13 protein-coding genes are annotated in these 13,483 nt (G+C 46.3%); all 13 read left to right on the top strand.

Going from position 1 to position 13,483, the window contains the following annotated elements:
- Window positions 1-151 precede the first annotated feature (151 nt).
- The 13 genes from M3M38_RS03015 to hpt all read left to right on the top strand — a co-directional run bounded on the left by M3M38_RS03015 (window position 152) and on the right by hpt (window position 13,455).
- Window positions 152-949 (top strand): hypothetical protein, encoded by a 798-nt coding sequence (locus M3M38_RS03015; RefSeq protein ID WP_252814732.1) that lies wholly within the window; start codon window positions 152-154, stop codon window positions 947-949.
- 88 nt (window positions 950-1,037) lie between these two features.
- Window positions 1,038-2,429: a UDP-N-acetylmuramoyl-tripeptide--D-alanyl-D-alanine ligase gene (locus M3M38_RS03010; RefSeq protein WP_252814731.1), complete on the top strand. Its 1,392-nt coding sequence runs from the start codon at window positions 1,038-1,040 to the stop codon at window positions 2,427-2,429.
- A gap of 180 nt (window positions 2,430-2,609) precedes the next feature.
- Entirely contained in the window at window positions 2,610-4,088 is a 1,479-nt protein-coding gene (cshA, locus tag M3M38_RS03005; protein ID WP_274705795.1) for a degradosome RNA helicase CshA, read from the top strand.
- Between the two features lie 158 nt (window positions 4,089-4,246).
- Window positions 4,247-5,401 (top strand): alanine racemase, encoded by a 1,155-nt coding sequence (gene alr, locus M3M38_RS03000; protein ID WP_252814729.1) that lies wholly within the window; start codon window positions 4,247-4,249, stop codon window positions 5,399-5,401.
- Window positions 5,402-5,647: a hypothetical protein gene (locus M3M38_RS02995; protein ID WP_252814728.1), complete on the top strand. Its 246-nt coding sequence runs from the start codon at window positions 5,402-5,404 to the stop codon at window positions 5,645-5,647. It begins immediately after the preceding gene.
- A gap of 32 nt (window positions 5,648-5,679) precedes the next feature.
- Window positions 5,680-6,033 carry a type II toxin-antitoxin system PemK/MazF family toxin gene (locus M3M38_RS02990; RefSeq protein WP_252766279.1) on the top strand — a complete coding sequence of 118 codons (354 nt, stop codon included), beginning with the start codon at window positions 5,680-5,682 and terminating at the stop codon, window positions 6,031-6,033.
- An 88-nt stretch (window positions 6,034-6,121) separates the two neighbouring features.
- Window positions 6,122-6,679 (top strand): aminoacyl-tRNA hydrolase, encoded by a 558-nt coding sequence (gene pth, locus M3M38_RS02985; RefSeq protein WP_252814727.1) that lies wholly within the window; start codon window positions 6,122-6,124, stop codon window positions 6,677-6,679.
- A 24-nt stretch (window positions 6,680-6,703) separates the two neighbouring features.
- The gene (gene mfd / locus M3M38_RS02980) at window positions 6,704-10,231 is read left to right on the top strand and encodes a transcription-repair coupling factor (protein WP_252814726.1); all 3,528 of its coding nucleotides are present in this window, start codon (window positions 6,704-6,706) and stop codon (window positions 10,229-10,231) included.
- Window positions 10,221-10,508, top strand: coding sequence for an RNA-binding S4 domain-containing protein (locus M3M38_RS02975; protein ID WP_252766276.1), 288 nt, complete (start codon window positions 10,221-10,223; stop codon window positions 10,506-10,508). The genes mfd and M3M38_RS02975 overlap by 11 nt, the downstream gene beginning before the upstream one ends.
- 63 nt (window positions 10,509-10,571) lie before the next feature.
- The gene (locus M3M38_RS02970) at window positions 10,572-10,940 is read left to right on the top strand and encodes an FtsB family cell division protein (protein WP_252766275.1); all 369 of its coding nucleotides are present in this window, start codon (window positions 10,572-10,574) and stop codon (window positions 10,938-10,940) included.
- 93 nt (window positions 10,941-11,033) lie between these two features.
- Entirely contained in the window at window positions 11,034-11,492 is a 459-nt protein-coding gene (locus tag M3M38_RS02965; protein WP_252766274.1) for a S1 domain-containing RNA-binding protein, read from the top strand.
- Window positions 11,493-11,543: 51 nt separating this feature from the next.
- On the top strand, window positions 11,544-12,944 hold the full coding sequence (gene tilS, locus M3M38_RS02960) for a tRNA lysidine(34) synthetase TilS (protein ID WP_252814725.1): 1,401 nt from the start codon (window positions 11,544-11,546) through the stop codon (window positions 12,942-12,944).
- Window positions 12,913-13,455 carry a hypoxanthine phosphoribosyltransferase gene (hpt, locus tag M3M38_RS02955; protein WP_252814724.1) on the top strand — a complete coding sequence of 181 codons (543 nt, stop codon included), beginning with the start codon at window positions 12,913-12,915 and terminating at the stop codon, window positions 13,453-13,455. Before tilS ends, hpt begins: the two co-directional genes overlap by 32 nt.
- Window positions 13,456-13,483 lie beyond the last annotated feature (28 nt).

Below are 13,483 nucleotides of genomic sequence, written 5' to 3'. Positions count from 1 at the left end.
TTCGTAATAACCATGATAGCAAATTAAACTTGAAAACGGCATTGTTTTGATTATTTGAGAGGTAAATTGAGAAGAAATCCATCAATTCCTGTTTTTTCTAGGCTGCGAGGGCGTATAATTGGAGACGATTGAATTATTGAGGGGTGAGCACATGCTAAACAATCTCATTTATCTACGCGTGAGTGTCACCGAACGTTTCGGCGTGGCCTGGGGCATTACAGCTGCCGACTTTATTAATGGAGTTAGTGAAATTCCACACAGTATTTTGTTGTTAAACGATGATTTTGAACGGTCTAATCGGTACAACTCACACGCTAAGTTCCCATTAGTAGTAGGACGTAATCAGGTGCGTGAGTACATTCTGGGGGAACAAGGTCTAGAGAATAATAACAAGTGGATTAACTATCAAACCGAAGACGGAATTGACTCATTAACGGATGGTGAAATTGCTGATCTGCTGTATCTTGGTCATATGGGGATTCCCACTTACCGACGCACGCCTTTTTTAGGTAAACTACGTAATCAAATTGTCTATGTTGGTGGTAACAATGGATTTAAACGAATTTACTTTTTAGACTTTGCCGAACAAGATCACATCCTGGCCTTAAGCATTAAGCGTCACCTGCGGGAATTCCGGAATTCAAAGCGGATCTTTGCCCGCCCGTTACCAATTAAAGACCTAAATCAATCGATTTTGGATCAATTACTCCATCTGAGTCGCCGAGGCATGATTTTAGCCTTTGACCTCACGAAAGAACACCATCGGAAGTTTGAGGTACCGATTTTCTTGAAGAAAACAGAACCAGAAAAGGTAATCTGGAGTAGTGAGGCGCAACTCAAGGCGGAGACACGACCGGGTGGCACGTTGACTTACAACACGATGAGCAACAAGTGGACGATTGCCATTGATCAACAACCCGAGGGAACCGACTTAAACGACTTCGTCTAGGAGTGAATCCGGTTTTGTGTCATTAATGTTATAATGAGAAGAATTGTAGTTGATGCATTGATTTTGTACCCATTAGGAGTATTAATTTATGAAAATGAGACTAGATGAAATTGCTCGGGCGGTTGAAGGAAAATTACAACCAGTAACAGCGACTTCACTTGAAGTTACTTCTGTAGCGTTTGATAGTCGGGCGTTAAAACCAGGCGCTTTGTTTGTTCCGCTAGAAGGAGAACGGGACGGTCATGATTACATAGAAAGTGCCATTGACCATGGCGCAGTAGCAGCCTTATGGGCCGATGAACGTGTTGCGGATGCACCAGTCGATTTTCCAGTCATCATTGTGGCGAATCCACTGGCCTCCTTACAACGTCTAGCCAAATACTACCTAGCCAAAATCAATCCGAAAGTGGTGGCGGTAACTGGTAGCAACGGGAAAACCACCACGAAGGACTTGATTGCGGGAGTGGTGCAAACCACTTTTAACGTGACCAAAACCCAAGATAACTTTAATAACGAAATTGGCGTGCCCATCACCATTTTATCGATGAATTCAAACACCGAGGTCTTGGTGGTCGAAATGGGAATGGATCGGCCAGGACAATTGCATCGATTGAGTGAGTTGGTTAATCCTGACATCGCGGTCATTACGATGATTGGCGAAGCTCACATTGAGTTCTTTGGAACCCGTGCTAGGATTGCAGAAGCCAAGTTAGAAATTACGGATGGCTTGACTGACGACGGGGTGTTTGTGTACGACGGCGATGAACCTTTATTAGCTGACCATCCGTTGGATAAAGATTTGCGCCGCTTTAGCTTTGGTCGGCAGGGAACCAACGATATTTATCCGACCCAGATCGAGGAAAGTGATCGGGAGACACGGTTTCAAACTAACCGGTGGCAAGACTTTGAATTTACGATTCCGCTCATCGGTGATTACAACGTGAACAACGCCTTAGCCGCGCTAAGTGTGGGGGAGTTGCTCAAGGTGACGCCCGCTAATTTGCGCAGTGGCTTAGCACATCCGAATTTAACTGCTAACCGAGCAGAATGGGTGAAGGGAAACCAGGGTGAATTAATTCTAAGTGATGTTTACAATTCCAACCCTACCGCGGTCCGAGCTGTTTTACAGGCCTTTTCTAACACTGAATTAACCGGAAAACGAATCGTGGTGTTAGGAGATATGTTGGAACTAGGGGACCATGCTGAACAAATGCACGCCGGTTTGGCAGATGCATTTGATTCCCAAGCAATTGAGTTGGTCTTTCTAGTTGGAACTCAAATGACCGCCTTATTTACGGCGCTCATGAAGCGCTACCAACCGGAACAGACGCTATTTCACTATTCTGCAGATCAACTGCCAGAATTAGCGCAGGATTTACGTCAGCACATTGCTCCCGGAGACGAGGTTCTCTTAAAGGCCAGTCACGGAATGCACTTAGAAAAAATCCTCACTACTTTAACAAGTTCCGATAACGAATAGTTTGATTAAATTTGACTTTTGTTGTATGCTGGAGAAGTTGTTTTTTTTAAAATTAAGCACGATTAATCGGTATTATTAGCATATAACTAGTAAATCAGATTCCGATCGAAACGCGAAAAACGGATTTTTTTCAAGAACGGAATTGAATTTACACTGATGTTTCAAGTAGGAGGAACACATTTGAATTTTCAAGAATTAGGATTAACAGCTAGCCTATTAGAAGCAGTGGCAGCCAACGGGTACACGGAACCAACTGCCATTCAGGCCCAAACGATTCCCTTAACTTTAAATGGGGAAGATGTGATTGGACAAGCCCAAACGGGAACCGGAAAAACGGCGGCTTTTGCTCTGCCCATTTTGCAGGGGATTGACGTTAACAATCCGGACGTGCAGGCGCTAGTAATTTCTCCCACCCGGGAATTAGCCATTCAGACCCAACGTGAGATTCAAAAGCTGGGGAAAGGAGAAGGAGCCCGCGCCCAAGTAGTGTACGGTGGTTCTGACATCCGGAAACAAATTTATGACTTAAAGAAGAAACCCCAGATTATCGTGGGAACTCCCGGCCGGTTGTTGGATCACATCCAACGCCGCACGCTGAAGTTAGACCATGTGCGTTTCCTGGTTCTCGATGAAGCCGACGAAATGTTAAACATGGGTTTCTTAGAAGACATCGAAAAGATTATCAAACAAACCCCTGAGGATCGACAAACAATGTTATTCTCAGCTACGATGCCCGCTCCGATTAAACGGGTTGGAGTCCAGTTCATGACTGACCCCAAGCAGGTTAAGGTTAAGGCTAAAGAACTGACAACCGACTTAGTAGATCAGTATTACGTAAAAGTTCGTGATAATGAGAAGTTTGATACGATGACCCGGTTATTTGATGTAAACCAACCGAAAGTTACCATCATCTTCTGTCGGACCAAACGGCGGGTGGATGAAGTGGCTAAGGGCCTGATTGCCCGTGGGTACCAGGCCGCTGGTTTACACGGAGATTTAACCCAAAATCGACGGACCCAGATCATGAATGAATTTAAACGTGATCAAATTAACTACTTGGTCGCTACTGATGTGGCAGCTCGGGGAATTGATGTTTCTGGGGTAACCCACGTTTATAACTTTGATATCCCACAGGATCCAGAAAGTTACGTGCACCGGATTGGCCGGACGGGTCGAGCCGGACATCACGGAACGTCTGTGACGTTTGTGACGCCAAGCGAAATGAGTTACTTGCGGGGAATTGAAAAGTTAACCAAGGTGCGGATGCTACCATTGAAGCCACCTACAGCTGATGAAGCCTTAGCTGGTCAACTTAAGTTTGCTAAGGATGACGTTGCCAAATTAGTGCAAAAGACCGATACCAATCGCTTTAGCGGCGTAGCCCAAGAGTTATTGGACCAGTACGATGGTCTTGATTTAGTGGCTGCTTTGTTAAATGAGCTTTCTGGTGACCAGGTGAAGGTCCACATCACACCCGAACGTCCGCTGAAGAGTCATGGTGGTCGCGGGAATGGTCGTCACAGTGGAGGTGGATATCGCCGCAATAATCGCCGGGGTGGTTCCAGTAACTACCGTGGCAAACGCCGTAACGATCATCGCGAACATGGCGACCAACATCACAGTCGCAAAAACAACTTTGTGATTAAGAACAAACACTAAATAACTAGGAGTCTTTTAGTTGAAAAGCTAAAGGACTTTTTTGTTACCAGTATTTAGCGGGGAATTGCGTATTTATTTCCAAGGAAGGTCAGCTCAGACCCTCGCTGGATTCCTGAAAATGATATAATGAGAACAATTTAACGAATGAGGAGAACAAGATGGTCGTTGCACGGAATCGAAACGGACAAATTTTAATTAATGAAACTGCAATTGAAACAAACGTTCACAACGCTGTGACGCGCTTGCAACCAGGAACGGAATTGTTTGCGGTCGTTAAGGCTGATGCTTACGGTCACGGAGCGATTCAAGTAGCCCAAGCCGCTCTCCGAGCCGGTGCTACTGGGTTTTGTGTGGCGGTCTTAGACGAAGCGATTCAGTTACGGCAGGCAGGTTTTGTCTCTCAACCGATTTTAGTGTTAGGGCTCACGGACGAAACCAAGGTAGACCTAATTGCAAAGTATGACATTACGGTTACAGTGGCGGATGTAACGTGGCTACGCGCTGCTGCTCGTTTAAAACACGAGTTGCGGGTTGAAAAACCGCTTAAATTTTTCTTAGCCTTAGATAGTGGGATGGGACGAATTGGTTTGCAAACGCCTACTGAGGTGCGGGATTTTGACGTCAACTTGCAACAGATGCAGGATGAATTTGACTGGCAGGGGTTGTATACGCATTTTGCGACCGCGGATAGTCCCGATGAACGGTACTTCAATTTTCAACTGCAGAACTTTCGCGCCATGTTAGCAGTCATTGAGTGCTTACCTCGCTACGTTTCGGTGGCCAATTCGGCTGCTGATCTCTGGCATCCAGTGCCGGAGGCCAACTTAGTCCGCTATGGCATTGCCATGTACGGATTAAATCCATCAGGAACTGCCATCAAACCACCGTTTTCTTTGCAACCAGCGCTGAGCTTAACTTCAGAACTGGTGTCCGTGCGGCAGGTGGTACCGGGTCGTTCGATTGGTTATGGGGCCACTTATTCAGTTACCAAACCCACCTGGATTGGTACAATTCCGCTGGGATATGCGGATGGTCTTCGGCGCTCGTTACAGGGTTTTTCTGTTTTGGTAAACGGGGAACGTTGTCCAATCGTGGGGCGAGTTTGTATGGATCAAATGATGGTGAAGTTACCGGGGTCCGTACCCGTGCATACGCCTGTCACCTTGATTGGAACTGATCACGGTGAGACCATTACTCTGCAAGAGATGGCAGAACAGTGTCAAACGATTCATTATGAACTAGCCTGTGGCTTTTCACAACGGCTGCCACGGGTGTATTATCAAACTAATTTAGCGACCAAGGAGTCGAGGTGATTGACCATGGGTTACCGTTTAGCTGCTATTCAGACTGCTTTTTCGATGCCAACTGGTTGGATGTGGAATCAGCGACCGGTCTCTGTACCAACTGCGTTTCGCTTTAACCTTAATCCGCTTGTGAATCAAATGGCGTATGGCTATCAGTCGATGGCTGGTTTAAACCAACGGATTGTGGATGAATTTTCGGCCTGTCAGTACGAGTCGATTTTTAACTTAAATAAATATTATGATGAAATGCAATAACCATAGACTTTAAGAACGAAAGGTTAGATTTAATGAGGGAAACGTCCATTAAGCGTGGTGATGTTTTTTTTGCTGATTTGTCACCGGTCGTTGGATCTGAACAAGGGGGGTTGCGCCCGGTGTTGGTGATTCAAAACGACATTGGGAATCATTACAGCCCCACGGTAATTGTGGCGGCGATTACAGCACAAATCAGTAAGCCGCGGATGCCAACTCACATTGCTATCGCTGCCAAGCAAACCGGAATTGAACGAGATTCAGTAATCTTATTGGAACAAATCCGGACGATTGATAAACAACGATTACGCGATAAGGTGACCCATTTAGCGGATTCCATCATGGACCGCGTGAACCAAGCGTTGTCCCTGAGTGTAGGAACTGATTAAATGGGCTATACATAGCGAAAAAGAGGGTGGAAAACAAACCAGTCTCTTTTTCGGCGTTACTAATAATTAGAGCAAAGGAGAAAACGAGATGAAAATGATTGTAGGCTTAGGCAACGTGGGAGATCAATACGCCGGAACTAGACATAATACGGGATTTATGGTGCTAGATCAGTTTGCGATGACGCACCAACTGACCTTTACCCAACATAAAATGGAAGCAGACCTAGCTAGTGGGATGGTAAACGGGGAAAAGGTGCTGTTGGTGAAACCAACGACTTACATGAACGAATCGGGACGCGCCGTGGGTCCACTGATGAAATTTTATAAGTTAACGTTAGACGACCTTGTGGTGGTGTATGATGACATGGATTTACATGTCGGTCGAATTCGGCTCCGGACCCACGGATCAGCTGGTGGTCACAATGGGATTAAGAGTTTGATTGCGCATTTAGGGACCGACCAGTTTAACCGCATTAAGATTGGGACTGATCACCCAAAACGAGAGAGCGTTGTGCATTATGTCCTCAGTCGTTTTAGTTTAGAACAACAAGGGCCACTGGCTGAAGCACTCGACCACAGCACGAAAGCACTAGAAGAATGGGTAGCCGGGACGGACTTTCCCAAGCTTGAGAACCAATTTAACTAGGCCGGGGGGTCAGAAAGGATTATTGTGGAATTAACGAACGTCTTTCAAGCATTACCACAGTACCAACAAATTCAGGCAAACCTAGCGCCCCAGAACCGTCAGTTAGTGACCGGCACCAGTGGCATTGCCCAAAAGTTATTGTTAGAAACGCTGGTTTTAGACCGGCAGCAACCGTTACTGTACGTGACTGATACTTTGGAACACGCTGAAAGGGCGGTTAAGGAGTTTAGTGAAGGACCACTGAACGTTCCAGTGTTTTTGTTTCCCGCTGAAGAATTAATTGCGGCCGAGGTGGCGACCAGTTCTCCTGAGTTTCGGGCCGAACGGGTTCAGGCTTTGGAGGCGCTGCAGGGGGATCAATCAGCAATAGTGGTCGCCTCAACTGCCGGTTTAAAAAGGGATCTCCCGCGTCCGGCTGACTTTGCAATTGCCCGGTTGGTGATCAAACTTGGGGAAGATTTTGATTTAATCGAGCTACAACGACAACTAGCTGAAATGGGTTATAGTCGTAAGAACCTGGTTGCCGTACCTGGTGAGTTTGCGGTTCGGGGTTCGATTATTGATATTTATCCATTAAACGCCGAATCACCTGTCCGACTGGATTTCTTTGATACGGAAATTGATTCACTGCGGAGCTTTGATCCGGCGAGCCAACGTAGCATTAAAAATTTAGAAGAGGCCACTATTCTACCGGCTACGGATTTCTTACCCACGGCTAGTGACCGGGAACATGCCGTTACTGCCTTACAAGAACAACTGCGAAAGGTAACGGACGAACAGCTTCATGACAATATAATCGCCTTAATTAGCGATTTAAAAACTAAGGTGACCAATCCGGAGTGGCAGGTTTACGCGCACTTTTTGTTCGCCAAGGAAACTTCATTGTTAGACTACCTGTCGCAAACGGGAATCGTAGTCTTTGATGACTATGCCCGGATCCGCGATGCTAACCAACAGTTAGAACAAGATGAAGCCAACTGGAAGGAATCGGTCCAAGAGAAACACCAACTCTTTCCGAACCAACCAGTTAGTTTAAATTTAACTACCGTTTTGCGTGCTAGCCAGCAGCCGTGGTTGTTGCTATCCTTGTTTCAAAAAGGGCTGGGACGGATGCGATTGGATGACATTATTAATATTTCGGTGCGACCGATGCAGCGCTTCTTTAGCCAGATGCCACTGTTAAAAACGGAAATGGAACGTTACCAAGCCAGTCTAACGACGGTGGTGGTGATGGTCACTGATTCCAAACGCCTTCACCAGGTCCAACAGACCTTTCAGGACTTTGACATGAAACTGACGGCAACCAGTGTTGATCAGTTAGCTGCAGATCAAGCGCAAATTGTGACGGGAGACTTAACGACTGGTTTTGAACTACCCGACGCGAACTTTGCGTTGATTACGGAACACGAACTTTTTCAACGAGTTAACGAACGGAATAAGCCGCGACGGATGCGCCAGCAACGGTTTACAAACGCGGAGCGAATCAAGAGCTATACCGATTTAAAACCGGGAGACTACGTGGTGCACGTCAATCACGGAATTGGGCGCTACGATGGAATGCAAACCATGGAAGTTGACGGCAAACATCAGGATTATTTGACGATTACGTACCAAAAAGGCGCGCACATCTTTATTCCGGTTACACAGTTAAATCTGATTCAAAAATATGTGGCGGCAGAGGAGCAACATCCCCGTTTAAACAAGCTTGGCGGGAATGAATGGGCCAAAACCAAAAGTCGAGTGGCCCAAAGGGTTGACGACATGGCGGATGAGTTGGTCGAACTTTACGCTAAGCGGGAACACACCCCGGGCTTTGCCTTTCCAGATGACGATGACTATCAATTAGAATTTGAAGCCGCCTTTCCTTACCAACCAACTCCAGATCAATTGCGGAGTACGGCAGAAATTAAACATGACATGGAACAACCTCACCCGATGGATCGCTTGTTAGTGGGGGATGTCGGATATGGAAAAACGGAAGTTGCCATGCGAGCTGCGTTTAAAGCAGTGGAAGCGGGTAAGCAGGTCGCTTTTCTGGTACCAACCACAGTTTTAGCCCAGCAACACTATGAAACGCTCACGAACCGCTTTGAAAACTTTCCGGTGGAAATTGGGGTGTTATCTCGATTTAACAGTGCGCGCCAGACCAAGCAAACTTTAGCCAATCTAAAGAGTGGCGAGCTGGACATCGTGGTCGGCACTCACCGTCTGCTTTCTAATGACGTTAAATATCACGACTTGGGCTTACTGATTGTGGACGAAGAGCAGCGGTTTGGGGTCAAGCACAAGGAAAAATTGAAGGAACTGAAGCAAAACGTGGACGTGTTGACCCTGACGGCCACGCCGATTCCCCGGACCTTAAACATGTCCATGATGGGGGTTCGTGATTTGTCCGTAATTGAAACGCCACCAGCCAACCGGTATCCAATTCAGACCTACGTGATGGAGCAAAATGATGCGGCGATTGTGGATGGAATTCGGCGCGAAATGCAGCGGGATGGTCAGGTTTTTTACCTGCATAACCGGGTTAAGGACATTGAAGCTAAGGTGGAACATCTTCAAACTCTGATTCCGGACGCACGGATTGGCTATATTCACGGTCAGATGACTGAAAACCAGATGGAACAAATTTTATACGACTTCATGAACGGCGATTATGACGTGCTGGTGACTACCACTATCATTGAAACTGGAGTGGATATGCCCAATGTCAATACGTTGTTCGTTGAGGATGCTGATCGAATGGGACTGGCCCAGTTGTATCAAATTCGGGGACGAATTGGTCGAAGTAACCGAGTCGGGCAAGCGTACTTTATGTACCAACCGAACAAGGTGCTGACGGAAGCTGGGGAAAATCGATTGGAAGCCATTAAGGACTTTACGGAGCTGGGTTCTGGATTTAAGGTGGCCATGCGAGATCTATCAATTCGGGGAGCCGGTAATGTGCTCGGTCGGGCGCAACATGGCTTCATTGATTCGGTCGGATACGACATGTATACCCAGATGTTAAACGACGCGGTCGCTAACAAACAAGGGAAGAACCGGCAATCGGTTAAGACGGATGCAACTGTGGAACTGGGAATTGAAGCCTACTTGCCAAGCGATTACATTGCTGATCCTCAGCAAAAAATTGAACTCTACAAGCGGATTCGGCAACTCGATAGTGAAGAGCAGTTTACCGAGTTGCAAAGTGATTTAATTGACCGGTTTGGGGAGTATCCACCGGCCGTTGCTAACTTGTTAACCATTGATTTCATTAAAATGGTAGCTGACTACGCCTTGATTGATCGGATCAATCGAGACGGGCAGACCGTTGTCATTACGCTGAGCAAGCAGGGATCTCAACTTTATCAAAGCCAAGACTTACTGCGAGCGATCTCCACGACAAAGTTCCGCGCCACAGTTAACATGGTTTCTGGACGATTTCAACTAAAATTGATCATTCAATCCACCATGTCAGAAGCCGAGTGGTTGAGCGAATTAGATCATCTCGTTCAGGCGTTAGAAAAAGCTAAACCACAAGTAAAAGGAGAAAAAGTCCATGAGAATTGATAAATTTTTGAAATTATCTCGCATTATTAAACGCCGGCCCGTGGCCAAGCAAATCGCTGACCAGGGTCGGGTTTTAATTAACGGCAAACCCGCGAAGTCGGCTGGTAAGGTCGGCGTTGGAGATGAAGTAACAATTGAATTTGGAAACAAAACCTTGACCGTTCGGGTCTTACAACTTTTGCAAACTACGAAAAAAACGGATGCATCTGCAATGTATGAAGTGGTTAACGAAGAATACCAACGGGATTACCAAAAAGAATCCGACGAATTATTGTAAAGTACAATTTCTTGTTGTATCATGATTAACAAGGAAAATAATCAAAGGTCGAGGTGATAGTTGGTGAATAATGAAAAAAGTAACGTAGCCCAGTTGCATGAAGCAATTGGACCGCGTCGTCCCCATCAACAAGGTCGCAATCCTCAGATCGTTAAACGGCGGATTCGGCGAGCCATTATGTTAATCGCAGTTTTTGCTGTAGGACTGGTGTTTTTGGGTATCCAACTGTTTACAACGAATGCCCAAATTCGCTCGATGAATCATAGCATTGATCGGGAGCAAACGACGTTACAAAAACGGCAACGCGAACACCGTAAATTACAAAAACGAGATCAACGGTTACAGAATCAAGATTACGTGAAAGCCCTGGCTCATTCTAAGTACGACTATGGGAAAAAAGGCGAAACCAATTATCACTTCGTAAAGAAATAAATAAAGCGGAAACCCGGACGGGTCTCCGCTTTTTTCACGACTTTGTGATTTTATGTTATAATGCTAATAATTTAACTGAGGAGGAACAAATTTTTGGCGCTTGAAGTTGGAGAAATCCTGACAGGGAAAGTTACCGGAATTACCGGATTTGGAGCATTTGTTGACTTAGGGAATCATCAAACCGGCTTGGTTCACATTAGCCAAGTTGCAGATGGTTATGTGAAGGATATCCATGATGTCTTGGCGGTTGGTGACGAAGTAAAGGTGAAAGTAACCAAAGTGGGCAGCGACGGGAAGATCGGATTGTCCATTCGGGCTGCTCAGGAATCAGAGCACCAGGCTGAAGCACATCATGGTTCAAAACGACCAGCATCTTCCAAGCCACAACGTCATGCTTCCGCTCAAGCAAAAGCTCCTCATCATGCGGAAACGAAAGATGAAAAATTTGATGACATGTTATCGGGATTTTTAAAGAAGAGTGAAACTCGTTTGTCAGAAATTAAAAAGAATACCGAAGGAAAACGTGGCGGTCGTGGCGGTCGTCGCAAGTAAATTACCAAAGCGGGACCAGTGGGTTCGGCTTTTTTCGTCTGAGGAGAAATGATGGACCAGTTAGAACAACAAGTGCAGGCCCGCCTACAAGCTGCGCGACTATTCCCCGGGGCAACATTGATTGTGGCAGTTTCTACCGGGGTGGACTCGATGGTTTTGCTTCATCTTTTAGAACGAGTGGCCCAGCCCCATTTTCGTCTAGTGGTGGCTCACGTTAACCACCAGTTGCGTCCTACTAGTGAAACCGAAGAACGATTTTTACGGCGGTACTGCGGAGCTCATCATTTGCCCCTAGCTGTGTGGCACTGGGACCATGAGGATGTTAGCCAGGGGATGGAAGACCAGGCTCGCGGGGCTCGCTATCAATTCTTTCATCGAGTCTTGGACCAAGAGCACGCTCAAGCAGTGGTGACTGCCCATCATCAAAACGATCAGGCCGAAACGGTTTTAATGAAGTTAATTCGCTCTGGAGACGTGGGGGCGGGACAAGGAATGCAAGCACAGCGCCAGTTTTTTTCCGGCCAGTTACTTCGCCCATTGTTAGCGGTCCCTAAGCAAACGTTGGTCAAGTACGCGCGTGACTACCACCTAACCTGGTTTGAAGACGCTACTAATCTGGCAGATGGGGTGATGAGAAACCGAATTCGGCATCATGTGTTGCCTGCATTGCAGCAGGAAAATGCGCAAGCAACCGCTCATTTATCCCAGTTTGCAACTAACTTACAACGGTTGGAAAAACAGTATGCGTTATTGGCGGACCGTCTGATTGATCCAAACCGTTTACACGAACGTTCTAATGGATTAGCTTATCAAGTAACTGCGACGGATCAGCCGGTTTTGGAGTCCCTGCTACCTGCTTTGTGGCATCGGATTCAAGTTAAACCATTATCTACAACCAAGTTACAAGCGGCCTGCCGACTCATCCAGAATCGGAGCAAGCCGCAAGGGGAAATTGACCTGGGACAAGGATGGCAGTTACAAAAACGGTACCGGTGGATCCAGTTGCAAAAAAAATCCGCAAATTTAGCAGAAAATTTCCAAGCGTCTGAACCGTTTATGGTAGTATTAAACCACTGGTATGAACTCCCGGGGCAGGGGCAATTTGGGGTATTTTCCCCTGAGCATTCGTTTCCAAGTGATGTGCACACGCAATCGGTATGGTTCACGGAGCAACAACTGCCCCTACATGTTAGACCATGGCAAGCTGACGATCGAATTGCACTGCCTGATAATCATTCGCAACGGATTCGGCGGGTTTTAATTAACCAAAAGGTTCCTTTGGAGCAACGACAACACTGTCTGGTGTTAGAAACCGCGACACAGTTTGTGGTAGCGCTAATTGGATTTAAAGTAAGTTATCAAGTGTACGACGCTCGTGCACATAAGTATCTCTTGGCAATTAAAAATGAAAGGAAAAACGATGAACGACGATATCCAAACCATTTTGTATAGTGAACAAAAGATTCAAGACGCCTGCCAACGGCTCGGGCAGCAACTGACCCGGGATTACCAAGGCAAAAAACCCTTAGTGATCTGTGTTTTAAAGGGGGCCGTTCCCTTTACGGCAGATTTAATTAAGCAGATGGATTTGTACATGGATATCGACTTTATTGACGTATCTAGTTACCACGGGGGCACGCAGTCCAGTGGTGATATTCAAATGGTGAAAGACATTGATGAAGACGTGTCCGACCGCGACGTCCTCCTGATTGATGATATCGTTGATACCGGGCACACGTTAGCTTATCTGAAGGAACTGCTGAAAAAACGGGGCGCTGCTTCGGTGCGGGTTTGCATGTTAATGGATAAGCCAGAGGCTCGGCAGGTTGAAGGGATACAGGCCGATTACGTCGGTTTTAACGTTCCCAACGAATTTTTGGTGGGCTATGGACTAGACTACCAAGGTAAGTATCGTAATTTACCATACGTGGGAATTTTGAAGCCGGAAATTTATCAAGATTAATCAGTCGTTTCTCATTTCAAAAAGTGAT

Source organism: Fructilactobacillus cliffordii (genome assembly GCF_024029355.1).
Classification (GTDB): domain Bacteria; phylum Bacillota; class Bacilli; order Lactobacillales; family Lactobacillaceae; genus Fructilactobacillus; species Fructilactobacillus cliffordii.
Note: the sequence above shows the minus strand (reverse complement) of the source record. Positions and strands in the feature narration are given on the sequence as shown.